This is a genomic window from Pseudomonas sp. Mb7, from assembly GCF_054790525.1.
The window spans coordinates 3,557,641-3,580,016 of record NZ_CP186501.1 but is presented as its reverse complement, the minus strand read 5'-3'; the positions used below and the strand labels follow the sequence as shown (position 1 = coordinate 3,580,016).

The 22,376-nt window shown below is 59.2% G+C and carries 20 protein-coding genes; 11 read left to right on the top strand and 9 right to left on the bottom strand.

The genetic code is table 11. From position 1 onward, the window contains the following. Positions 1-6: 6 nt before the first annotated feature. The gene (mfd, locus tag ACOYXH_RS16050) at positions 7-3,456 is read right to left on the bottom strand and encodes a transcription-repair coupling factor (protein ID WP_460409798.1); all 3,450 of its coding nucleotides are present in this window, start codon (positions 3,454-3,456) and stop codon (positions 7-9) included. A gap of 354 nt (positions 3,457-3,810) precedes the next feature. On the opposite strand from mfd, the gene ACOYXH_RS16045 reads away from it, so the two are divergent. Then, positions 3,811-5,274, top strand: coding sequence for a glyceraldehyde-3-phosphate dehydrogenase (locus ACOYXH_RS16045; RefSeq protein WP_093433692.1), 1,464 nt, complete (start codon positions 3,811-3,813; stop codon positions 5,272-5,274). A 184-nt stretch (positions 5,275-5,458) separates the two neighbouring features. On the opposite strand, the gene tcuC is transcribed toward ACOYXH_RS16045, so the two are convergent. After that, positions 5,459-6,757, bottom strand: a complete 1,299-nt coding sequence (tcuC, locus tag ACOYXH_RS16040) for an MFS transporter (protein WP_095050472.1) — start codon at positions 6,755-6,757, stop codon at positions 5,459-5,461. Positions 6,758-6,877: 120 nt separating this feature from the next. Here tcuC and ACOYXH_RS16035 point away from each other — a divergent pair, with 120 nt between their 5' ends. Continuing rightward, positions 6,878-7,864: an FAD:protein FMN transferase gene (locus ACOYXH_RS16035; protein ID WP_176471231.1), complete on the top strand. Its 987-nt coding sequence runs from the start codon at positions 6,878-6,880 to the stop codon at positions 7,862-7,864. A 197-nt stretch (positions 7,865-8,061) separates the two neighbouring features. After that, the gene (sthA, locus tag ACOYXH_RS16030; RefSeq protein WP_064117858.1) at positions 8,062-9,456 is read left to right on the top strand and encodes a Si-specific NAD(P)(+) transhydrogenase; all 1,395 of its coding nucleotides are present in this window, start codon (positions 8,062-8,064) and stop codon (positions 9,454-9,456) included. 42 nt (positions 9,457-9,498) lie between these two features. On the opposite strand, the gene ACOYXH_RS16025 is transcribed toward sthA, so the two are convergent. Both ACOYXH_RS16025 and ACOYXH_RS16020 read right to left on the bottom strand, forming a co-directional pair. Then, a complete protein-coding gene (locus ACOYXH_RS16025) occupies positions 9,499-10,221 on the bottom strand; it encodes a glycerophosphodiester phosphodiesterase (protein ID WP_007910500.1) in 723 nt (240 codons plus the stop codon). A gap of 14 nt (positions 10,222-10,235) precedes the next feature. Then, positions 10,236-10,817, bottom strand: a complete 582-nt coding sequence (locus ACOYXH_RS16020) for a PilZ domain-containing protein (RefSeq protein ID WP_460409797.1) — start codon at positions 10,815-10,817, stop codon at positions 10,236-10,238. Between the two features lie 94 nt (positions 10,818-10,911). Between ACOYXH_RS16020 and ACOYXH_RS16015 the strand changes: the two genes are divergently transcribed. The 3 genes from ACOYXH_RS16015 to ACOYXH_RS16005 all read left to right on the top strand — a co-directional run bounded on the left by ACOYXH_RS16015 (position 10,912) and on the right by ACOYXH_RS16005 (position 14,161). Further along, the gene (locus ACOYXH_RS16015) at positions 10,912-12,162 is read left to right on the top strand and encodes a lipoprotein-releasing ABC transporter permease subunit (protein WP_034156426.1); all 1,251 of its coding nucleotides are present in this window, start codon (positions 10,912-10,914) and stop codon (positions 12,160-12,162) included. Next, complete coding sequence (lolD, locus tag ACOYXH_RS16010; RefSeq protein ID WP_007910506.1) at positions 12,155-12,853, top strand: lipoprotein-releasing ABC transporter ATP-binding protein LolD; 699 nt, start codon at positions 12,155-12,157, stop codon at positions 12,851-12,853. Before ACOYXH_RS16015 ends, lolD begins: the two co-directional genes overlap by 8 nt. A 63-nt stretch (positions 12,854-12,916) precedes the next feature. Next, positions 12,917-14,161: a lipoprotein-releasing ABC transporter permease subunit gene (locus ACOYXH_RS16005; RefSeq protein ID WP_093433700.1), complete on the top strand. Its 1,245-nt coding sequence runs from the start codon at positions 12,917-12,919 to the stop codon at positions 14,159-14,161. A gap of 119 nt (positions 14,162-14,280) precedes the next feature. On the opposite strand, the gene ACOYXH_RS16000 is transcribed toward ACOYXH_RS16005, so the two are convergent. Together ACOYXH_RS16000 and ACOYXH_RS15995 are read right to left on the bottom strand one after the other, a co-directional pair. Beyond that, a complete protein-coding gene (locus ACOYXH_RS16000) occupies positions 14,281-15,627 on the bottom strand; it encodes a heavy metal sensor histidine kinase (RefSeq protein WP_095124326.1) in 1,347 nt (448 codons plus the stop codon). Further along, positions 15,627-16,307 (bottom strand): heavy metal response regulator transcription factor, encoded by a 681-nt coding sequence (locus ACOYXH_RS15995; RefSeq protein WP_038362249.1) that lies wholly within the window; start codon positions 16,305-16,307, stop codon positions 15,627-15,629. Before ACOYXH_RS15995 ends, ACOYXH_RS16000 begins: the two co-directional genes overlap by 1 nt. Before the next feature lie 154 nt (positions 16,308-16,461). Between ACOYXH_RS15995 and copI the strand changes: the two genes are divergently transcribed. Together copI and queF are read left to right on the top strand one after the other, a co-directional pair. After that, complete coding sequence (copI, locus tag ACOYXH_RS15990) at positions 16,462-16,995, top strand: copper-resistant cuproprotein CopI (protein WP_095050476.1); 534 nt, start codon at positions 16,462-16,464, stop codon at positions 16,993-16,995. Between the two features lie 61 nt (positions 16,996-17,056). Continuing rightward, positions 17,057-17,887: an NADPH-dependent 7-cyano-7-deazaguanine reductase QueF gene (gene queF, locus ACOYXH_RS15985; RefSeq protein WP_095124328.1), complete on the top strand. Its 831-nt coding sequence runs from the start codon at positions 17,057-17,059 to the stop codon at positions 17,885-17,887. Between the two features lie 187 nt (positions 17,888-18,074). Here the strand turns inward: queF and ACOYXH_RS15980 are convergent, their stop codons facing one another. Together ACOYXH_RS15980 and ACOYXH_RS15975 are read right to left on the bottom strand one after the other, a co-directional pair. After that, entirely contained in the window at positions 18,075-18,338 is a 264-nt protein-coding gene (locus ACOYXH_RS15980) for a DUF4404 family protein (RefSeq protein ID WP_460409796.1), read from the bottom strand. A gap of 108 nt (positions 18,339-18,446) precedes the next feature. Further along, positions 18,447-19,067 (bottom strand): phosphatase, encoded by a 621-nt coding sequence (locus tag ACOYXH_RS15975; protein WP_095050479.1) that lies wholly within the window; start codon positions 19,065-19,067, stop codon positions 18,447-18,449. A 198-nt stretch (positions 19,068-19,265) separates the two neighbouring features. Between ACOYXH_RS15975 and ACOYXH_RS15970 the strand changes: the two genes are divergently transcribed. Next, complete coding sequence (locus tag ACOYXH_RS15970) at positions 19,266-19,955, top strand: MlaA family lipoprotein (protein WP_038362262.1); 690 nt, start codon at positions 19,266-19,268, stop codon at positions 19,953-19,955. Positions 19,956-20,007: 52 nt separating this feature from the next. On the opposite strand, the gene ACOYXH_RS15965 is transcribed toward ACOYXH_RS15970, so the two are convergent. After that, entirely contained in the window at positions 20,008-20,307 is a 300-nt protein-coding gene (locus tag ACOYXH_RS15965; protein WP_220556611.1) for a PilZ domain-containing protein, read from the bottom strand. Between the two features lie 275 nt (positions 20,308-20,582). On the opposite strand from ACOYXH_RS15965, the gene rssB reads away from it, so the two are divergent. Then, the gene (gene rssB / locus ACOYXH_RS15960; protein WP_095050481.1) at positions 20,583-21,764 is read left to right on the top strand and encodes a two-component system response regulator RssB; all 1,182 of its coding nucleotides are present in this window, start codon (positions 20,583-20,585) and stop codon (positions 21,762-21,764) included. After that, a complete protein-coding gene (gene rssC / locus ACOYXH_RS15955; protein ID WP_003226553.1) occupies positions 21,764-22,246 on the top strand; it encodes an anti-sigma factor antagonist RssC in 483 nt (160 codons plus the stop codon). The genes rssB and rssC overlap by 1 nt, the downstream gene beginning before the upstream one ends. Positions 22,247-22,376 lie beyond the last annotated feature (130 nt).

The window sequence follows — 22,376 nt, the reverse complement described above, 5'->3', positions numbered from 1 at the left end:
CGTCCTTCAAACAGATTTCGGGAGGAGGCGCTCAAACAGCGCCTCTACAGTATTAAAGCGCTCTTCCGGACGTTCCATCGGTACCTGGAATTTGAACATCGTCGCGCCTTCGAATTTATAGCGTTTTGGCTGGCTCTGGATCAGCTTTATCAGCGTCATCGGGTCGACCGGGGTTTGCGCGGCGAACTCAATACGCCCACCTTGCGGGCCACCATCGACCTTCTTGATGCCCAATTGCTCGGCCTGCAACTTCAGCGCTGTGATGCGCACCAGATTTTTCGTCGGTTCCGGTAGCAGGCCGAAGCGGTCGATCATCTCGACTTGCAGATCTTTCAGGCCTTCCTCGTCGGTGGCCGAAGCGATGCGCTTGTACAGAATCAGACGCGCGTGAACGTCCGGCAGGTAGTCTTCCGGAATCAGCGCCGGCACCCGCAAGTTGACTTCCGGGCCACCGCCCAGCGGTTGATCAAGGTTCGGTTGCTCGCCCTTGCGGATCGATTTCACCGCGCGTTCCAGCATCTCCATGTACAGCGTGAAGCCCACGGCCTGAATCTGCCCGCTCTGGCCATCGCCGAGCAGTTCGCCGGCACCACGGATTTCCAAGTCGTTGGTCGCGAGCACGAAACCGGCGCCGAGATCCTGAGTATTGGCAATCGCTTCCAGACGCTTTTCCGCGTCCGAAGTGATTTGCTGGCGCGGCGGCGTCAGCAGGTAGGCGTAAGCCTGGTGGTGACTGCGGCCGACACGACCACGCAACTGGTGCAGTTGTGCCAGGCCGAACTTGTCGGCGCGCTCGATGATGATGGTATTGGCGCTCGGCACGTCGATGCCGGTCTCGATGATGGTCGAGGCGATCAGCACGTTGAAGCGCTTGTGATAGAAGTCGCTCATCACCTGTTCGAGTTCGCGCTCGCGCATCTGTCCGTGACCGATGCCGATGCGGGCTTCCGGCACCAGTTCGGCGAGATCGGCGGCGCACTTCTCGATGGTTTTCACATCGTTGTGCAGGTAGTAAACCTGGCCGCCGCGCAGCAGTTCACGGAGCAGGGCCTCTTTGACCGTGCTCTTGTTCTGCTCCATGACGAAAGTGCGCACCGACAGGCGTCGCGCTGGCGGTGTGGCGATGATCGACAAGTCGCGCATGCCCGACACCGCCATGTTCAGTGTGCGCGGAATCGGCGTGGCGGTCAGGGTAAGAATGTCGACTTCGCTGCGCAGGGCCTTGAGCTGTTCTTTCTGACGCACACCGAAACGGTGTTCTTCGTCGATGATCACCAGCCCGAGGTTTTTGATTTTCACATCGTCGGACAGCAGCTTGTGCGTACCAATGACGATGTCGATTTTGCCTTCGGCCAGATCAGCGATAGCCGCGTTCACTTCCTTGGCCGACTTGAAGCGGCTCATCACTTCGACGGTCACTGGCCAGTCGGCGAAGCGGTCGCGGAAGCTGTTGTAGTGCTGCTGGGCGAGCAGGGTGGTCGGCACCAGAATCGCCACCTGACGACCGCCGTGCACGGCGATGAATGCCGCACGCATGGCCACTTCGGTCTTGCCGAAACCGACATCGCCGCAGACCAGGCGATCCATTGGTTTCGGCGCGAGCATGTCTTCGCGCACGGCTTCAATGGTCGATTGCTGGTCCGGGGTTTCTTCGAACGGGAAACCGGCGCTGAACGTCGCGTAATCGGCTTTCGGGTCGGCGAATGCATAACCTTCGCGAGCGGCACGCCGGGCATAGATGTCGAGCAGTTCAGCGGCAACATCGCGCACCTGTTCGGCGGCTTTGCGCTTGGCCTTCTGCCAGGTTTCCGAGCCGAGGCGGTGCAGCGGGGCCAGCGCATCGTCGCTGCCGGTGTAGCGCGCAATCAAATGCAGGTTGGCTACGGGCACGTAAAGCTTGGCGTTCTCGGCGTATTCGAGGGTGAGGAATTCGGCGGGCTGATTGTCGATTTCGAGAATCGTCAGACCCAGATAGCGACCGACACCATGATCAATGTGCACCACCGGCGCGCCTTCGCGCAGCTCGGTGAGGTTTTTGATCACCGCATCGTTATTGCCGTCGGCACGCTTCTCGCGGCGGCGGCGTTGCATCACGCGTTGGCCGAACAGCGGACTTTCCGCGACCAGGGCCAGCGCCGGGTCATCGAGCATCAGGCCTTCATCGAGCGGGGCAATGGTGATCGCCAGACGATCCTTGCTCGCGACGAAGTCCGGCCAGCTGTCGACGGTTTTCGGTCGCAGCTTCAGGCGCTCAAGCAATTCCAGCAGTACTTCACGACGGCCGGCGGATTCGGCGGTGAACAGCACGCGTCCGGGGAATTCATCGAGAAATGCCGACAGTGCCGCCAGCGGTTGCGTGGCTTTGGCCTCGATTGCCAGATTCGGCAGGGCTTGCGCGGGGAAGCGCTCGCGGCCGACGCCGGTTTCCACGTCTTGTTGACTGGCGACCACACGTGGCCAGCTCTTCAAACGGGCGAAACAGTCTTCAACCGGCAGGAACAATTCTGCCGGCGGCAATAAAGGACGCGAAGGGTCGACGCGACGCTCTTCATAACGATTGCGCACGTCGTTCCAGAAGTTTTCCGCCGCTTGCTCGATGCCCGGCAGAGAGAACACCTGGGTGTCCTGCGGCAGGTAATCGAACAGGGTCGAGGTTTCGTCGAAGAACAGCGGCAGGTAGTACTCGATACCGGCCGGAGTGATGCCGCTGCTCAGATCCTGAAAGATCGGGCAGCGACGGAAGTCGACGTCGAAACGCTCGCGAAAGCGTGCCTTGAAACGGGTGACCGCGTCTTTCTGTAGCGGGAACTCACGGGCCGGCAGCAGCTTGACCGATTCGACCTTGTCGATGGAGCGCTGGTTTTCCGGGTCGAAGGTGCGCAGGGTTTCGATTTCGTCATCGAACAGGTCGATGCGATACGGCAACTTGCTGCCCATCGGAAACAGGTCGATCAACGCACCGCGCACGGTGAACTCGCCGTGCTCATAAACCGTATCGACGTAGCGATAGCCACTGGCTTCGAGTCGCGAACGCATCTGTTCAACATCGAGCTTCTGCCCGACATCCAGCACCAGGCTGCTGCCGAGCAGGAATTTGGTCGGCGCCAAACGGTGCAACGCTGTGGTGATCGGCACCACCAGCACGCCATGCGCCAGTTCCGGCAGCCTATATAAGCTGGCGATGCGCTGGGAAATGATGTCCTGGTGCGGCGAGAACAGGTCGTACGGCAGGGTTTCCCAGTCAGGGAAATGCAGAACGGGCAAATCCGGGGCGAAGAAACTCAGCTCCTGTTCCAGTCGTTCAGCACTCTGGCTGTCGGCGGTCAGTAGCAGGGTGAAGCGCTTGGCAGCGCTGGCAGCCTCGGCAATCGCCAGGCTGAGGGCAGCACCGGGCAGATTGCCCCAATGCTGTTTACCTGCCTCGGCAGGGAGTAGCGGTAGACGCAGAACGGGCACGGAAGGTTGAGCTCCAGGCTTTGCGACAAAGTCGGTAATTGTAGCGGCGTCCGGTGCCGCCTGTCAGTTGCAGACTACGTCTATCTTCGCTGTTTGGACGAAATGTAGTGGTAACCATAAAAACCAGCCGTTTTTTTGTGGTTATGTAGTGCCGAAAGTGGCCGGTGTTACGGAGGGTTACAGACATCGTCTAACAGTCGTCGAAAAATTGACTGCGCTGAAAGCCCCGGTTTTACTGGGCTTGAGAGAGGCGTAATTTTTTTGAACGGAATTTTGTTACCGATTTCGCGACAAGCGCACATTGCTACAAGAGGTTGTCGGCGGCATAATGTAGCCCCTTTTTTCTGCCCCTACATGTGGAAGGTTACCGTGACTCAGAAGCCCGACCAGTGTCTTGGTGAATGGATCGACCGTGAAGCACTCGCAGAAGCGATGATTCCGCTTATCGGTCAGCTCTACCGCAATAACAACGTGGTGAGCTCGATCTATGGCCGCAGCCTGATCAACCAGTCTGTCATCGCGATTCTCAAAGCTCACCGCTTTGCGCGCCACCGTTCTTCCGACGACAGCGAACTCTCCGTCCACGAAACATTCCCACTGCTCAAAGCCATGAGCGAGCTCAAGCTCGGCGCGGCTTCGGTAGACCTGGGCAAGTTGGCGTTCAAATTCCGTAACGAAGGCAATGGCCGCAGCGCCGAGCAATTCGTTCGTGAAGAAATGGCTGACGTGGTTGGCCAGCAAAACGCTTCCGCACGTAAAGGCACCGACGTTGTGCTGTACGGCTTCGGTCGTATCGGCCGTCTGCTGGCGCGCATCCTGATCGAGAAAACCGGTGGTGGCGACGGTCTGCGTCTGCGTGCCATCGTCGTGCGCAAAGGCGCCGACAACGACCTGACCAAGCGCGCCAGCCTGCTGCGTCGCGATTCGGTCCATGGTTCGTTCAACGGCACCATTACCATCGACGAAGAAAACAACACCATCACCGCCAACGGTAACCTGATCCAGGTGATCTACGCGAAGAACCCGACCGAGGTGGATTACACCCAGTACGGCATCAAAGATGCGCTGCTGGTGGACAACACCGGTGTATGGCGTGACGCCGATGGTCTGGGCCAGCACCTGCAATGCCCGGGTGTCGCCCGCGTTGTTCTCACCGCGCCTGGCAAAGGCAAGCTGAAGAACATCGTTCACGGCATCAACCACAACGAAATCACCGCTGACGACAAGATCGTGTCCGCCGCTTCCTGCACCACCAACGCCATCGTGCCGGTGCTGAAAGCTGTGAATGACAAGTTCGGCATCATCAACGGTCACGTCGAAACCGTTCACTCGTACACCAACGACCAGAACCTGATCGACAACTTCCACAAGGGCGATCGCCGTGGCCGTAGCGCCGCGCTGAACATGGTCATCACCGAGACCGGTGCTGCCACCGCTGCTGCCAAGGCCCTGCCTGAGCTGGCCGGCAAGCTGACCGGTAACGCGATCCGCGTTCCGACGCCAAACGTGTCGATGGCCATTCTCAACCTCAACCTTGAGAAAGCTGCCACCCGTGAAGAGATGAACGAGTACCTGCGCTACATGGCGCTGCACTCCGATCTGCACAAGCAAATCGACTTCGTCAACTCGCAGGAAGTGGTTTCGACTGACTTCGTGGGCTCGCGCCACGCCGGTGTGGTCGACGCTGAAGCGACCATCGTTCAGGACAACCGCGTTGTTCTGTACGTCTGGTACGACAACGAGTTCGGCTACAGCTGCCAGGTGGTTCGCGTGATGGAAGACATGGCCGGTGTGAACCCGCCAGCGTTCCCGCGCTAAGCGATAGCTGCACATGAAAACGCCCCGACTTTGTTCGGGGCGTTTTTTTATGCCTGCAAAACTTCTATTGCCTTGGCCAGCCTCATCGCTGGCAAGCCAGCTCCCACAGGTTTACTGGTTAATTACACAATTGCATTAACACCTGAAACCCTGTGGGAGCTGGCTTGCCAGCGATGGCGTCCTGTCAGGCGCCGCCAGGGACGGCCGCTTGCGCGGTACGCAGTTCATGCTTATTGCCCCGGAACAACACCAGCGTCGCAATCAATCCCAACACCGCCGCACCACTCAGCCAGATCCCCGGCGCAGCCTTGTTGTCCAGCACATGAATCAGGTAAGTACACGCCGCCGGGGTAAACCCGCCGAACGTCGCGGTTGCCAGGCTGTAAGCCAGTGAGAAGCCGGTCGTACGCACTTCAACCGGCATGATCTCGGTCAGCGCCACCACCATCGCGCCGTTGTACGAACCGTAGAGGAACGACAGCCACAACTCGACAATCAGCAAATGGCTGAAGCTCGGGTTCGCCACCAGCCACGACAGCGCCGGGTAGGCGGTCAGGATCGCCAGAATCGTCGCCGCCAGCAGTAAGGGTTTACGGCCGATCTTGTCAGACACCGAGCCCATCACCGGCAACCAGAAGAAGTTCGACAGGCCGATGCACACCGTCACCAGCAACGCGTCGAAATCCGACAGGTGCAGCTCAGCCTTGCCGAACGTCGGGGTGTACGCAGTGATCAGGTAGAACGACACCGTAGTCATCACCACCAGTGCCATGCCGGCGATGACGATGCCGAAGTTCTGACCGATCGAGCGGACAATTTCCCGCAGGGTTGGGCGATGTTTCCTGGCTTGGAACTCTGGCGTTTCCTCCAGCGAGCGGCGAATGACGAAGATTACCGGCACAATCATGCAGCCGATCAGGAACGGCACGCGCCAGCCCCAGTCCCCCATTTGTTCCGGGCTCAGCCAGTGGTTGAGGCCGACGCCGAGCAGGCCGGCGAAAACCACCGCCGCTTGCTGACTCGCAGACTGCCAACTGACGAAGAAACCCTTGCGGCCTGGTGTGGCGATCTCTGCCAGATAGACAGATACGCCGCCCAGTTCTACGCCAGCGGAAAAGCCTTGCAGCAACCGACCGAACAGTACGAGCAGCGGTGCGGCGACGCCGAGGGTGGCGTAGCCCGGCACGCAGGCAATCAGCACCGTACCGGCAGCCATCAACGCCAGCGTGATGATCAGCCCTTGGCGACGGCCATGACGGTCAATGTAGGCGCCGAGGAAAATCGCCCCGAGCGGACGCATCAAGAAGCCGGCCCCAAAAGTGGCCAGTGAAAGCATCAGCGAAGCGAAGGCGCTGTCGGTGGGGAAGAAGGTCTTGGCAATGGCTGTGGCGTAAAAGCCATAGACCATGAAGTCGAACATTTCGAGGAAGTTGCCGCTGACAACGCGAAAAATCGCTTTGCCTTTGCCCGTGGTGGAGGACATGTTCAGGTACTCGCTATTGGATTTTGTATAAAGATGTTGCAGATCCTTTAATTCATAATGGCCGTCGCGGTTTTACGGAGAGATGAATAATTGTTCACTAGACGGTTGCTGGGGCTTGTGATGCTGGCTGGCTTATTGGCTGGCTGCGGCAATGGCGATTCCATGGAAAGCCTTGGTGGGGCGACCATGGGCAGCACGTATTCAATCAAGTATGTGCGCCGCGCCGGCTTGCCCGAACCGAAGCAAGTTCGCGGTGAAGTGGAGGGGATCCTCGGCGAAGTCGATCGGCAGCTATCCACCTATCGCAACGATTCGGACATCGAGCGCTTCAACGCTTTACCCGCCAATAGCTGTCAGAAAATGCCTGCAGCGGTACTCGAATTGGTCCGCACGGGCGAACAACTGTCAGCGCAAAGCGAAGGCTCCTACGACCTGACTGTCGAACCGCTGATGAATCTCTGGGGGTTCGGCCCGCAGGGGCGCGAAGAGAAAGTCCCTGGCGCCGCCGCACTCGCCGAGGTGATGTCGCGCGTCGGTTATCAGCACTTGCGCATCAATGGCGAGCAGTTGTGCAAGGACGCCGCCGTCGAAGTCGATTTCAACAGCATCGCCGCCGGTTATGCCGTCGACACCATCGCGGCACGGCTCGATGCCATGGGCATCCACGATTACCTCGCTGAAGCCACGGGTGAGCTAAAGGCAAAGGGGCGAAAGCTTGACGGCTCATCGTGGCGCATCGCGCTGGAAGAACCTCGTGACGATCAACAGGTCGCCGAGCGCATCATCAATGTCGACGGCTACGGCGTTTCCACCTCCGGCGACTACCGCAACTATTTCCTGCAGAGCGGTCGGCGTTATTCCCACACCTTCGATGCGCGTACCGGTGCACCGGTCCTACACGATCTGGCGTCAGTCACGGTGATTCATCCTTCAGCGTTGATGGCCGATGGCCTATCGACGCTGTTGCTGATTCTCGGCCCTGAAAGGGCGTGGGACTATGCGGAAAAACATGACATTGGTGCATTCTTTGTGATTCGTGCCGATACAGGTTTTGTCGTTCGCACCAACAAGGCTTTCGAACGCCTCAGTGGCGCAAAAACTGACTGAGAACAATACGAAAGCTGGCGTTGTAGTGCAGGCAAAAGTAGCCTACGACGCGACCAAGGGTTAATGTGCGCGGCGTTGACGCTTCTATAGACTGTGTCCGGGTTCTTGATTGACCCCCAATTGTTCCTTCGCGCCGCCGTTCGGCGTGATTTAGCCGCCGGTGCTGCTGGCACCGCGGCCTGTTCTGAGGAGTACGCATGGCTGTCTACAACTACGACGTGGTGGTGCTGGGTTCCGGCCCGGCGGGAGAAGGCGCGGCAATGAACGCCGCCAAAGCAGGGCGCAAGGTCGCGATGGTCGACAGCCGTCGCCAGGTCGGCGGCAACTGCACCCACCTCGGCACCATCCCGTCCAAGGCACTGCGTCACTCGGTGCGGCAGATCATGCAGTTCAACACCAATCCTATGTTCCGGGCGATCGGCGAGCCGCGCTGGTTCTCCTTCCCGGACGTGTTGAAAAGCGCCGAAAAGGTTATTTCCAAACAAGTCGCTTCGCGTACCGGCTACTACGCCCGTAACCGCGTCGACGTGTTCTTCGGCACCGGCAGCTTCGCCGACGAGCAAACCATCGAAGTGGTTTGCGCCAACGGTGTGGTCGAGAAACTGGTGGCCAAGCACATCATCATCGCCACCGGTTCGCGTCCTTATCGCCCGGCGGACATCGATTTCCACCATCCGCGTATCTACGATAGCGACACCATCCTCAGCCTCGGCCACACCCCGCGCAAACTGATCGTTTACGGCGCCGGCGTGATCGGTTGTGAATACGCGTCGATCTTCAGTGGTCTGGGTGTACTGGTCGAGCTGGTCGACAACCGTGGTCAGTTACTGAGCTTCCTCGACTCGGAAATCTCCCAGGCGTTGAGCTACCACTTCAGCAACAACAACATCACCGTGCGCCACAACGAAGATTACGATCGCGTTGAAGGCGTCGACAACGGCGTGATCCTGCACCTGAAGTCCGGCAAGAAGATCAAGGCCGACGCCTTGCTCTGGTGCAACGGTCGTACCGGCAACACCGATCAGCTCGGTCTGGAAAACATCGGCGTCAAGGTCAACAGCCGTGGCCAGATCGAAGTCGACGAGGCTTACCGTACCTGCGTGCCGAACATCTACGGTGCCGGTGACGTGATCGGCTGGCCGAGCCTGGCCAGTGCCGCCCACGACCAGGGTCGTTCGGCCGCTGGCAGCATCGTTGATAACGGTAGCTGGCGCTTTGTGAATGACGTGCCGACTGGCATCTACACCATTCCGGAGATCAGCTCGATCGGCAAGAACGAGCAGGAGCTGACCCAGGCCAAAGTGCCGTATGAAGTGGGCAAGGCGTTCTTCAAGAGCATGGCGCGTGCGCAGATCGCCGGCGAGCCGCAAGGCATGCTGAAAATCCTGTTCCACCGTGAAACCCTGGAAGTGCTGGGCGTTCACTGCTTCGGTTATCAGGCGTCGGAGATCGTTCACATCGGCCAGGCGATCATGAGCCAGCCGGGCGAGCTGAACACCCTGAAGTACTTCGTCAACACCACGTTCAACTACCCGACCATGGCCGAAGCCTATCGGGTAGCGGCGTACGACGGCCTCAACCGGCTTTTTTGACGGGCTCCGGCCGGTGGCCTGAGCCGGCCGGGGAGACCGATTTCAGCAATTCTCGAGGGTGGCAGTGGCCAAACCGGGAAAGTCTGTAATCAGGCTGTCAACGCCGAAGTCGGCGAGTCTGCGCATCAGCGCAGGCTCGTTGACGGTCCATACCGACACATGCAGCCCCTGACGCTGCGCCTTCTGCAGGCGTTCCGGCGTACACAGGGTCCAGTTCAGCGCGAGAATCTCACAGCCGTAACTGGCCGCGACCTTCAACGGGTCGAGCCAGGCGTATTCGGCGACCAGCCCGCGCGACACGTCCGGCACCAGATCCAGCGCCGCTTTCAGCACTTCCCGCGAACTCGAGGTGATCGTCACCTTGTCGAGCAGGCCATGCCGTTGCGCCATTTCACGAATCGCCAGCACCGTGGTTGCGGCGCGAGTACGTGAAGCGCTTTTGACCTCCAGTTGCCAATGCTCGAAATCACACTTCTCGAACAACTCTTCCAGCGTCGGAATCGGGCACGGCTTGATCCAGCCCGGGCCGCCCTTGCGCGCGTCGTAGGTCACCAGCTCGGCGGCGGTGTGTTCGACGACCTTGCCGCGCCGCTCCGTGGTGCGTTTGAGGGTCGGGTCGTGGATGACCATCAACTCGCCGTCCTTGGACAGGTGCAGATCCAGTTCGCAACGGCGCACGCCGTGCTTGAGACATTCCTGAAAGCTGCTCAGGGTGTTTTCCGGTGCTTCGCCCTTGGCGCCGCGGTGGCCGTAGATGAGGGTCACGGTTCTTCCTTAAATTAAATGCCTGATTCGTTCTGTTCGCGGGCCAGACGTCGTTCCTGAGCCTGCTTCTGCAAGATATAGCGGGCGAGCAACTGGCGCTGGGCATCGGTCAGGTGTTCGAACTCGGTACCGATGTCATAACCTTCGCCCTTGCGATCGCAATGGGTGACGCGAGCGCGCAGCAGCAGGCCGAGCGCTTGCGGCATCAGCACCAGTTTCACTGACAGGTGTGCACCGGCGGCAATCGGTGTGGGGTGCTGAAAGTCGATCCCGCCCTCGGAGATGATCACCGGTTGCGGCTCGCCGATATGGCCGAGCACGGTCAGGGCGACCACCTGGCTGAGCAGGTCGATGCGTTTGTTCTGGGATTTCAGGAACGCGGCGATGGCCCGGTCGCGCTCGCTGATCTGCCGCAACAGGTGTTGCGACTCGAATTCACTCAGGTGCAGTTCGCTGAGCAGGTTGAACAGTGGGGAAGCATCCTGCAACACTTCCTGGCCTGCGGCTTCGGGAGCAGACAGGGGCCGAATTTCCAGTGCGATCGTGTCCTCGATACGGTAGTATTCGCGGCGATCTTCTTCATCTAATGTCGACATGGCGAACCCATGGTAGCGGCGGTGGTCTGAGTGTAAAGCTGGTTATCGACCCCCGCCACAAGGACGTTCCTTTTCCCTCCGAACAAGCCCCGACATGTTCAGACCTCTCTTCGTATTTATCGGCACGCGTTATACCCGTGCAAAGCGTCGCAATCATTTTGTGTCATTCATTTCCCTGACTTCGATGATCGGGCTCGCCCTTGGCGTGGTCGTGATGATCGTCGTGTTGTCGGTGATGAACGGCTTCGATCATGAGATGCGCACCCGTGTGCTGGGCATGGTGCCCCACGCGACCATTGAATCCACTGAGCCGATCAACGATTGGCAAAGCCTGGCCACCCAGGTCAAGCAGAACCCGCAGGTGACGGCGGTTGCGCCGTTCACCCAGATGCAGGGCCTGCTGACCAATAACGGTCAGGTGTCCAAGGTATTGCTCAATGCCATCGACCCTGCGCTCGAGCGCAATGTGTCGATCATCGACAACTTCATGAAACAGGGCAAACTCGACGATCTGACGCCGGGCAGTTTCGGCATCGTCATCGGCGACAAGGCTGCGACCAAGCTCGGCGTCGGCATCGGTGACAAGGTCACCTTCGTCGCGCCGGAGGTCAGCGTGACACCGGCCGGGATGTTCCCGCGCATGAAGCGCTTCACCGTTGTCGGCATTTTCCATGTCGGCGCTGGCGAACTCGATGGCTATCTGGGCGTGACCAACCTGCAGGATCTGGCGAAGATGCACCGCTGGAAGCCTGATCAGGTGCAGGGCATTCGCCTGAAGTTCGACGACCTGTTCCAGGCACCGCGTGTGGCATGGAACATCGCCCAGCAGCTTGGCGAAGACCACTACTACGCCCGCGACTGGACCCGCACCCACGGCAATCTGTATCAGGCGATCCGTATGGAAAAAGCCATGATCGGCCTGCTGTTGTTGCTGATCGTCGCCGTGGCTGCGTTCAACATCATTTCCACGCTGGTGATGGTGGTCAACGACAAGAAGGGCGACATCGCCATTCTGCGTACGTTGGGCGCGACGCCGGGCACGATCATGCGCACGTTCATGGTGCAAGGCACGGTGATCGGTGTGGTCGGCACGGCGATTGGCGCGGTGGTCGGCATTTTCGCGGCGCTTAATGTCAGCGCGGCGATCTCGGCACTGGAAGGCCTGATCGGCCACAAATTCCTTAATGCTGACGTGTATTTCATTGATTATCTTCCGTCGCAGGTGCAGAGCCAGGATGTGGTCATGGTCTGCGCCGCTGCGTTGGTCCTGAGTTTCCTCGCCACCCTGTATCCAGCCTGGCGTGCCGCGCGCACCCAGCCGGCGGAGGCGCTACGTTATGAGTGAGTCGGGCATGAGTGAACAAGCAATCCTGAGCTGCCGCAACCTGGGCAAATCTTACGAGGAAGGCCCGGAATCGGTAGAAGTACTGGCCGGCCTGCAACTGGAGTTACACCCGGGCGAGCGCGTCGCGATCGTCGGCACCTCGGGTTCGGGCAAAAGTACCTTGCTCAACCTGCTCGGCGGCCTCGATACGCCGACCAAGGGCAGCGTCTGGCTCGACGGTGAAGAGTTGTCGGCGCTGAGCGAGAAGAAGCGTGGCCTGCTGCGTAACCGTGCGCTCGGTTTCGTTTACCAGTTTCACCACTTGCTGCCGGAATTCACCGCACTGGAAAACGTCTGCATGCCGCTGCTGATCGGCAAGACGCCGATCCCGGAAGCGCGTCAGCGCGCCACGGCGTTGCTGGAACGCGTCGGCCTCGGTCATCGCCTGGAGCACAAACCGGCGGAACTGTCCGGTGGTGAACGTCAGCGTGTGGCCATCGCCCGCGCCCTGGTGAACAAGCCGGGTCTGGTGATGCTCGATGAGCCGACTGGCAACCTCGACTCGCACACCGCGCAAGGCATTCAGGATTTGATGCTGGAACTCAGCACCTCGATGCGCACGGCGTTCCTGGTGGTGACTCACGACATGAACCTGGCTCGCCAGATGGATCGCGTATTGCACCTGCAAGAAGGTTGCCTCACGCCTATCTGATTGGCTGAAACCCGGCGCCTGCAAAGGCGTCGGGTCTTTTATTTTTATACGGTGCCCCAGCGAATGTTCAGACCGTTATCGATCTTTATCGGCACGCGCTATACCCGCGCCAAGCGCCGCAATCGCTTTGTTTCGTTCATTTCGATGACCTCGATGATCGGCCTCGCCCTCGGCGTGCTGGCGATGATCGTGGTGTTGTCGGTGATGAATGGCTTCCAGCGCGAAATGAGCTCGCGCATCCTCGGCATGGTGCCGCACGCCACCATCGTGGGCGTCAAGCCGATCGATGACTGGCAGCCGGTTGCCGCCGCCGCGATGAAAAATCCTGAAGTGACCGCCGCCGTGCCGTTCACTGAGATGGAAGGCATGCTCTCCTATAAGGGCTTGATGCAGCCGATCCAGATCAGCGGCGTTGATCCGGCGCAGGAAGGCAAGGTTTCTATCGTTGCTCAGCACATTGTGCAGGGTCGTCTTGATGCCTTGAAGCCGGGCGAGTTTGGTGTGGTGATTGGTGAAATCACCGCGCGCCGTTTCCGCCTCAACGTCGGTGACAAGATCACCCTGATCGTCCCGGAAGTCAGCACCGCACCGGGCGGCATCACCCCGCGCATGCAGCGTCTGAACGTGGTGGGCGTGTTCAAGGTTGGCGCTGAACTGGACGGCTCGATGGGCCTGATCCATGTGGCGGACGCTGCGACCATGCAGCATTGGCAGCCGAATCAGGTACAGAGCGTGCGTCTGGCGGTCAAGGATCTGTACGCCGCGCCGAAAGTCTCTTCGGACATCGCTGCCGGCCTGGGCGCCGAGTTCAAGGCTGACGACTGGACCCACACCCAGGGCAGCCTGTTCAGTGCGATGAAGATGGAAAAAACCATGATCGGCCTGCTGTTGCTGATGATCGTCGCGGTGGCGGCGTTCAACATCATTGCGACCCTGATTATGGTGGTGAACGACAAGGGCGCGGACATCGCGATCCTGCGCACCATCGGCGCCACGCCACGACAGATCATGGCGATCTTCATGGTTCAGGGCACCGTGATCGGGATTGTCGGCACGATCATTGGCGGCGTGTTGGGCGTGATCGCCGCGCTGAATGTCAGTCAGATCGTGGGCTGGATCGAGCGAGTCAGCGGGCAGCACATCTTCAGTTCTGATGTGTATTTCGTCAGCAATTTGCCGTCGGAATTGCAGGGTGGGGATGTGCTGTTGATTTGCTCGGCGGGCTTTATTCTGAGCTTTTTGGCTACGGTGTATCCGGCCTGGCGGGCGGCGAAGATCGAGCCGGCTCACGCGTTGAGATATTCGTAAGCGACTCCATGCTCGTTCCCACGCTCTGCGTGGGAACGCCTCAACGGACGCTCCGCGTTCGGCTCTGGAAGGGACGCGGAGCGTCCCGGGCTGCATTCCCACGCAGAGCGTGGGAACGATCAGGTTCGAGGTAGCTCAATCACAAACCGCGTCCATCCCGCTTCAGATTCGCAATGAATCTGCCCACCATGGGCGCGGACGATCGACTGAGTAATCGCCAGCCCCAATCCCGCATGCTCACTGCTACCTTCCTGTCGCGCCGGATCGGCCCGATAAAATCGATCAAACAGGCGTGGCAACAACTCCGCAGAAATCCCTTCGCCACTGTTTTCGACTGAAATGCGTACCGCGTTCGGTTGATCAACGATCCGCAAGCTCACGTAGCCCTCGACCGGGGTAAACCGCAGCGCGTTATCGAGCAAATTCGACAAGGCACGGCGCAACATGCTGCGATCACCTTCGATCCGCGCATTGCCCTCGCGCGTCAGCTTGACCCCGGCGTCCTCCGCCAGCGGCGCAAAAAACTCCAGCAACACATCGGTCTCGTCCGCCAGTTCCAGCGCTTCGCGCTTGGGCATCAGCAAACCGTGGTCAGCCTTGGCCAGATACAACATGTCGTTGACCAGTTGTGCCATCCATTGCAGCTCTTCGAGGTTGCTGTGCAGCGCTTCGCGGTAATCCTCGATCGGCCGAGGGCGGGTGAGGGTGACTTGAGTGTGGGTCAGCAGGTTCGACAATGGCGTGCGCAACTCATGAGCGATGTCGGCGGAAAACGCCGAGAGCCGCTGAAACGAGTCGTCGAGGCGTGCGAGCATGGCGTTGAAGCTGTGGGCCATTTCCGCAAGCTCGGGCGGCATTTGCGCTTCCGGCAGTCGCGCATTCAGCGATTGTGCGGAAATCCCACGGGCGACCGCGCTCATGCGCCGCAATGGCCGTAAGCCGCTGCGTGCTGCCCAGGCACCGAGCAAAGCGGTGGCCAGTGCCGAGAGACCGACAGTCAGCCAGATCAGATGCTGCATGCGTTGCAGGAAGTGCTGGTGATGGGTGATGTCCAGCAGCATTGTCAGTTGCGGGGAATCGGCGTTTTCCGGGTAGAGCGGGGCGTTGAGCACGCGGTAATCGGTGCCGTCGTTGCTAACTGTCAACAGGCCGGATTGTTGCGGCAAATCCTTGGGGATTTGCGTCGAACTGTCATACCAGCGCTGGCCGTCAGTGCCGGTAATGCGCAACGACAGATCGGCCTGACGGCTCAGCTCATCCGCCAGCCGCGCCTCACGTTGAGCGGGTTGAACATCCTGCAAGGCGCGGCGCAGGCCAATCAGCTTACCGTCCAGTTGCTGTTGGTCGAGTTCGATGAAGTGCGCCTCGCTGGCGCGGTTGAACAGCACCCCGGCAAACAGTGAAACCACGGCGGTGCAAGCGGCAAACAACAAGGCCAGACGCGAACTCAGAGACAGCCGGCTCATCAGGCGCCACGCTCTTCGAGCACGTAACCCATGCCGCGCACGGTGTGGATCAATTTGTTGGGAAACTCGTCGTCGATTTTCAGGCGCAAACGGCGGATCGCCACTTCGATAACATTGGTGTCGCTGTCGAAATTCATATCCCAGACCTGTGAGGCGATCAGCGATTTCGGCAGCACCTCACCCTGACGGCGCAGAAGCATTTCCAATAGCGCGAATTCCTTGGCGGTGAGATCAATGCGTTGGCCACTGCGTTCGACCCGACGGCGAATCAGGTCCAGACGCAGATCGGCCAATTGCAGGCTGGTTTCTTGCTGTGTAGCACTGCCGCGACGCAACAGGCTGCGCACCCGCGCCAGCAGTTCGGAGAAGGCGAACGGTTTGACCAGATAGTCGTCGGCGCCCAGTTCAAGGCCATGCACCCTGTCTTCCACGGCGTCTTTGGCCGTCAGAAAAAGTACCGGCGTATCCAGTCCGGCGCTGCGCACCGCTTGCAGAATCTGCCAGCCGCTGCGACCCGGCAGCATCACGTCGAGGATCAGCAGCGCGTAATCACCGCTCAGCGCCAGTTGCTGACCGCTGTTGCCGTCGGCCACCAGTTCCGTGTTGAACCCAGCCTCGGTCAGGCCCTGGCGCAGGTATTGGCCGGTTTTCGCTTGGTCTTCGACGATCAACAGTTTCATGGGCGACTCGGGTTGTAGTAACTAAGGCTTTATACCGTGAGCGCGTGCGGTAAGCGCCAACCTGACAAAGTTGTAATCTGCCTGTCAGGTAGGTGCCAGCGCAGGCCGGCTAAAATCTCCCACAGGCTGAACCTTAACTTGTTGGAGAACGACCATGTTTTTACGCCAATCCCTGACGTTGGCTGCCTGTCTGGTGGCGCTGAGTTCGCCAGTGTGGGCCGCGCCAGCTCACACCTACGATTTTGGCCAGCCAGCACCTGCCGCCAACGCCACGCGCAGTATCGAGGTGGTGATGGGTGATATGTCCTTCGATCCCAAGGCGATTCAGATCAAGGCCGGTGAGACCGTTCGTTTTGTGCTGGTGAATAAAGGCCAGTTGTTGCACGAATTCAACCTCGGTGACGCAGCGATGCACGCCAAACACCAGCAGGAAATGTTGCAGATGCAGCAAAGCGGCATGCTTACGCCTACCGGTATGAAGGAAATGTCCCACGACATGGCTGGCATGGATCACGCGGCGATGGGCCACGGCATGAAGCACGACGATCCGAACAGCGTGCTGGTCGAGCCGGGCAAAACTGCCGAGCTGACCTGGACCTTCAGCAAAGCGACGATCCTGGAATTTGCCTGCAATATTCCCGGGCATTATCAGGCGGGCATGGTCGGCAAACTGACGGTCAGTCAGTAAGCACTCAAAGGCGCGGGCAAAGACTGGTAGAATCCGCTGATTCTTCAGTCAGGTTTCCGCCATGCATCCCGCAGCCGAACATTCGCCGCTGGGCAAATCCAGCGAATACATCGCCACATACACGCCGTCCCTGCTGTTCCCGATTCCGCGCACCGCGAAATGGGCCGAACTGGGCCTGACCGCCGAAACCCTGCCGTATAAAGGTGTGGATTTCTGGAACTGCTTCGAGCTGTCGTGGCTGCTGCCGTCGGGCAAGCCGGTGGTGGCGATCGGCGAGTTCAGCATTCCGGCGGATTCGCCGAATATCATCGAATCGAAGTCGTTCAAGTTGTATTTGAACTCGCTGAACCAGACCGCGTTTGCCGACGTTGCGAGCCTGGAGGCGACACTGATCAAGGATTTGTCCGCCGCCGCCGGCAAACCGGTAGGGGTGCGGGTTCGCAGCCTGAAAGACGTTGAAGCGGAAGGCGTCGTGGCGTTGCCGGGCGTGTGCATCGACGATCTGGATATCAGTGTCAGCAACTATGAGCATCCGCGCCCGGAACTGCTACGTTGCGATGATTCGCGGATTGTGGAAGAGAGCGTGCACAGCCATCTGCTCAAATCCAATTGCCCAGTGACCAGTCAGCCGGACTGGGGCAGTGTGGTGGTGGAATATCGCGGCTCGGCGCTGGATCATGCGAGTTTGCTGGAATACATCGTCAGCTTCCGTCAGCATTCGGACTTCCATGAGCAGTGTGTGGAGCGGATTTTCCTCGATCTGCAGCGCTTGTTGAAACCCGAGAAATTAACGGTATTTGCACGTTACGTGCGTCGCGGTGGTCTGGATATCAACCCGTATCGCAGTACCGAAAGCGTACAGCTGCCGAACCACCGGCTCGTGCGTCAATAAAGATCCGGAATGTGCGATATCCAATGTGGGAGCGAGCCTGCTCGCGAATGCGTAGTGTCAGTCGACATCATCGTTGAATGATCCACCGTATTCGCGAGCAGGCTCGCTCCCACTAGGGACTGTATTTCAAGTCCGGAAATGAAAAAGCCCTGCCAGTGATGGCAGGGCTTTTTGCGTTACGGGGGAATCAGATCCCCATGCTACCCAGCGCATTGACTATATTGCGCAGGGTGCCGGCAATGGTCGGGTGTTCGACTTCGAAACGCTCCACTGCCAGATTCACACCATCGACGATGCTGGCGTCTTGAGTAGCCGCTTCCAGTTGGATTTCCGATTCAATCTGCGCCATCAACGCATGTAAGTCTTCACGCTCAACTTCCGACAGCGGCGGATTCTGCTCCAGCTGCTCGCGCAGGGTATCGAGCTGTTTTTGCAGTTCTTGGGCGGGCATGGTGTTTTCCTTTTATCAATAGGCACTGGCATTGACCGCAGCCGCGCGCCAAAGGTCTATGGCTGACCTTTAGATTAATCCACTCCCGGCAAACCTGCATGATCCCGATCAGGGCTTTTCGCCTTTGAGGCGGCGCAGGCTGATGTCTGCCAAACAAGTGTCGAGTTCGCCCAAATGATCGATCACCGAATGCACGCCCAGCCCGAATAACTGCACGGTCGCCTTGCCGCGCAAGTGTTCGCGTTCTTTCTGGCTCAAGGCTTGCCATTCGTGGGGTGCCAGGCCGCACAGCGAGCCGCAGGAGGCGAGGCCGATGGTCCATAGCCCGGCGTTCAGGCCGGCCTGCAACAGGCGCGGCTCACCGCTGACCAATACGCAGCCGTCCAGACTGGCGACGTTCAAGTCCATCAAGGCTTGCCAGCAGGCGTTCGGCGCAGGCCACGGATTGATTGTTGCCGAATGTTGCGCAGGTTTGATTGACGCCGGGAGTAAGGCCGACAACGATTGGGCGAGCGCAGGGGGCAGTTCATCCAGCCAGGCGCAGGGAATCTGCTGGCGCTGCAAATTGTGCAGGCTGTCGAGCGCGCCCGGTGTTGCCTCGGCATGCTCGGGCAGGGCGATCGTCTGTTGCCGGGCACGAGCACCGAAATCCACCAGACAGCCGCTGAGTCCGAACAGTACGGCTGTCAGGCCCGGCGCGGCGAGGGGCAAGGTTTCGGCATGTGACATGGCAACGTCCCTGAAATAGCGATAAGGCTAGTCATTCCAGGTGACAGTTGCGTGACGGCTATGTGAAGCGCGACGTGGGAAGCGTCCTACAACTTTGCACAATTGGCCGACTGTCCAAACCGGCGTTTACGCTTATACTAGCGACCTTAATGCCCGGACTCCGATGTCCGCGACAGTACAAATCCAAGGAGTTTTTCTATGCGCTGGAGCTATCCGCTCGCTCAGCTAAGTGTATGTGCCGGCCTGTTGCTGGCGCCGTTCGCCACTCAGGCGGCAACGGAAGAAGACCCTTGGGAAAGCGTCAACCGCCCGATTTTCCAGTTCAACGACTTCGTTGACACTTACGCGCTGAAGCCATTGGCCCAGGGCTATGAGTTTGTCACGCCGCAGTTCCTTGAAGACGGCATCCACAACATGTTCCGCAACGTCGGTGACGTCACCAACCTTGCCAACAACATCCTGCAGGCCAAACCGGCTGCCGCTGGCGTCGACACGGCGCGCTTGATCTTCAACACCACGTTCGGTCTGCTCGGCTTCTTCGATGTCGGCACCAAAATGGGCCTGAACCGCAGCGACGAAGACTTCGGCCAGACCCTCGGTTACTGGGGCGTGGGTAGCGGTCCGTACGTGATGCTGCCGCTGATGGGGCCGAGCACGTTGCGCGATGCGCCTTCCAAGTACGTCGACAGCTATACCGGTATGTACCGCTACATCGACCACGTGCCTACGCGTAACTCGATCTTCGGTCTGAACATCGTCGACACCCGCGCCAGCCTGCTGTCGAGCGAGAAGCTGATCAGCGGCGACAAGTACACCTTCATCCGCAACGCTTACTTGCAGAACCGCGAGTTCAAAGTGAAGGATGGCCAGGTCGAAGACGATTTTTAATCTCGACCGGTAAAAAGAAAGGCGACCTCAGGGTCGCCTTTTTTGTGTGTAGCTATTTCATTTTCAGAATGGTCAGGCCGAGCTTCTGGCCGCCGCCGTCCTGTGGCCTGATCCACACCACTTCGGTCTCGGCTTCAAGCCCACTTAACGCTGCGTGTTCAGAGTCGATCCGCACGCTCAAACGGTCACCGACCGTGAACTGGCGCGGTGCTTCGACCTGCATGCCACTGCTGGAGAGGTCGATGCACACCCCTGAAACCTCATCCCCTTCATGAATCAACACGACATCGGCATCGACCCGCATGCGGATGAAATCGCGCTTTTCGCTGTAGTCCCGACTGGTTTGACTCATAGGTTCGTCCTTCCATTGGGTTACGGTTTGAGCTGTTCTTATAACTCTCGGTGATTTGACAAGTAAAGTCGTCAAGCGACCATCGGCGCATGCTTGAAACGCTCTGCGGATGGGAGTACCGTCTGCGCCTTAGAAGGGCACCTCTGGTGCAACCGCGTTTGCAGTCAATGCTCGAAAGCGGTGCAGCAGAGAGGCTAGAAAGCGAATCCAGTAGTCTGCGCAGGGCCAGATGCCCCGCCAACTACGCCAACCTAATTCTGGCGCCGTTTGCCCACATGCCAAAAACCAGTGCCACGCTGCTGATAATCGATGATGACGAAGTAGTGCGCGCGAGCCTCGCGGCCTATTTGGAAGACAGCGGTTTCAGCGTCCTGCAGGCCAGCAACGGCCAACAGGGTCTTCAGGTATTCGAGCAAGACACGCCCGACCTGGTCATCTGCGATCTGCGCATGCCGCAGATGGGCGGTCTCGAACTGATCCGTCAGGTCACCGAGCGATCGCCGCAAACGCCGGTGATCGTGGTGTCGGGTGCCGGCGTGATGAACGACGCGGTCGAGGCTTTGCGCCTGGGCGCGGCGGATTACCTGATCAAGCCTCTCGAAGATCTGGCTGTGCTCGAGCACTCTGTGCGCCGGGCCCTTGATCGTGCGCGCCTGCTGGTGGAGAACCAGCGCTACCGCGAGAAGCTGGAAAAGGCCAACCGCGAGCTTGAGGCCAGCCTGAACCTGCTCCAGGAAGACCAGAACGCCGGTCGCCAGGTACAGATGAACATGCTGCCGGAAAGCCCGTGGAGCATCGACGAGTTCAAGTTCGCGCACCAGATCATCCCGTCGTTGTACCTGTCGGGTGATTTTGTCGACTATTTCCGTGTCGATGAGCGCCGGGTCGCCTTTTACCTGGCCGATGTATCCGGGCATGGCGCTTCTTCAGCCTTCGTCACCGTGCTGCTGAAGTTCATGACCACGCGCTTGCTGTTCGAATCCAAGCGCAACGGCACCTTGCCGGAATTCAAGCCTTCGGAAGTCCTTGGTCATATCAACCGGGGGCTGATCAGTTGTAAGCTGGGTAAACACGTCACAATGGTCGGTGGAGTCATCGACGAGGAGACCGGTTTGTTGACCTATAGCATCGGCGGCCATCTGCCGTTGCCTGTGTTGTACACGCCTGACAGTGTTCGTTATCTCGAAGGGCGTGGTCTGCCAGTGGGGCTTTTCAATGAAGCCACTTACGAAGATCACGTGCTTGAGCTGCCGCCGACGTTCAGCCTGACGCTGATGTCCGATGGCATTCTGGATCTTTTGCCAGAACCTACGCTCAAAGAAAAAGAAGCCGCTTTGCCTCAACGGGTGAAGTCGGCGGGCGGCAGCCTGGATGGTCTGCGGCAAGTGTTTGGATTGGCCACGCTAGGGGAGATGCCGGATGATATCGCCCTGTTGGTGTTGAGCAGGAATCTTTAATGAGTACCGGTAGAATCCAGTTCGCCGAGCAGGACGGCACCTTTGTCCTGAAGTTCGTCGGTGAAGTTCGCCTGACCCTGTGTTCGGCGTTGGATGCGACTATTGAGAAAATCTTCACCGCGCTGAATTTCAACGCGATCGTGATCGATTTGACCGAAACCCGCAGCATCGACAGCACGACGTTGGGCCTGCTGGCCAAACTGTCGATCCTGTCGCGGCAGAAGGTCGGCCTGCTGCCGACCGTCGTCACCACCCACGAAGACATCACCCGTCTGCTGCAATCGATGGGGTTCGAGCAGGTGTTCAACATCGTCAACCACCCGGTGCCATGTCCCGAGTGTCTGGACGACCTGCCTGATCAGGACCAGTCGGAAGAAGTGGTGCGGATCAAGGTGCTCGAAGCGCACAAGATCCTCATGGGCCTGAACGATTCCAACCGGGAAGCGTTTCATGACCTGGTGAATGCCCTCGAGCGGCATTAAGTGATGCCTGACCGGACGGGCCTCTTCGCGAGCAGGCTCGCCCCACACTGAAGCCGCGTCGACCACAATCCCCCTGTGGGAGCGAGCCTGCTCGCGAAAGCGCCCGCAAGAACACCTACAATTTCCGGCA

Coding starts and splice junctions, on each gene's coding strand:
- ACOYXH_RS16005 (WP_093433700.1), top strand. CDS start 12,917: ATGTTCAGACCGTTATCGATCTTTATCGGCACGCGCTATACCCGCGCC.
- ACOYXH_RS16020 (WP_460409797.1), bottom strand. CDS start 10,817: ATGTCGACATTAGATGAAGAAGATCGCCGCGAATACTACCGTATCGAG.
- ACOYXH_RS15965 (WP_220556611.1), bottom strand. CDS start 20,307: ATGAGTCAAACCAGTCGGGACTACAGCGAAAAGCGCGATTTCATCCGC.
- tcuC (WP_095050472.1), bottom strand. CDS start 6,757: ATGTCCTCCACCACGGGCAAAGGCAAAGCGATTTTTCGCGTTGTCAGC.
- ACOYXH_RS15980 (WP_460409796.1), bottom strand. CDS start 18,338: ATGCCCGCCCAAGAACTGCAAAAACAGCTCGATACCCTGCGCGAGCAG.
- sthA (WP_064117858.1), top strand. CDS start 8,062: ATGGCTGTCTACAACTACGACGTGGTGGTGCTGGGTTCCGGCCCGGCG.
- queF (WP_095124328.1), top strand. CDS start 17,057: ATGCATCCCGCAGCCGAACATTCGCCGCTGGGCAAATCCAGCGAATAC.
- rssB (WP_095050481.1), top strand. CDS start 20,583: ATGCCAAAAACCAGTGCCACGCTGCTGATAATCGATGATGACGAAGTA.
- ACOYXH_RS15995 (WP_038362249.1), bottom strand. CDS start 16,307: ATGAAACTGTTGATCGTCGAAGACCAAGCGAAAACCGGCCAATACCTG.
- rssC (WP_003226553.1), top strand. CDS start 21,764: ATGAGTACCGGTAGAATCCAGTTCGCCGAGCAGGACGGCACCTTTGTC.
- lolD (WP_007910506.1), top strand. CDS start 12,155: ATGAGTGAGTCGGGCATGAGTGAACAAGCAATCCTGAGCTGCCGCAAC.
- ACOYXH_RS15970 (WP_038362262.1), top strand. CDS start 19,266: ATGCGCTGGAGCTATCCGCTCGCTCAGCTAAGTGTATGTGCCGGCCTG.
- ACOYXH_RS16015 (WP_034156426.1), top strand. CDS start 10,912: ATGTTCAGACCTCTCTTCGTATTTATCGGCACGCGTTATACCCGTGCA.
- ACOYXH_RS16045 (WP_093433692.1), top strand. CDS start 3,811: ATGTGGAAGGTTACCGTGACTCAGAAGCCCGACCAGTGTCTTGGTGAA.
- ACOYXH_RS16035 (WP_176471231.1), top strand. CDS start 6,878: ATGCTGGCTGGCTTATTGGCTGGCTGCGGCAATGGCGATTCCATGGAA.
- copI (WP_095050476.1), top strand. CDS start 16,462: ATGTTTTTACGCCAATCCCTGACGTTGGCTGCCTGTCTGGTGGCGCTG.
- ACOYXH_RS15975 (WP_095050479.1), bottom strand. CDS start 19,067: ATGTCACATGCCGAAACCTTGCCCCTCGCCGCGCCGGGCCTGACAGCC.
- ACOYXH_RS16000 (WP_095124326.1), bottom strand. CDS start 15,627: ATGAGCCGGCTGTCTCTGAGTTCGCGTCTGGCCTTGTTGTTTGCCGCT.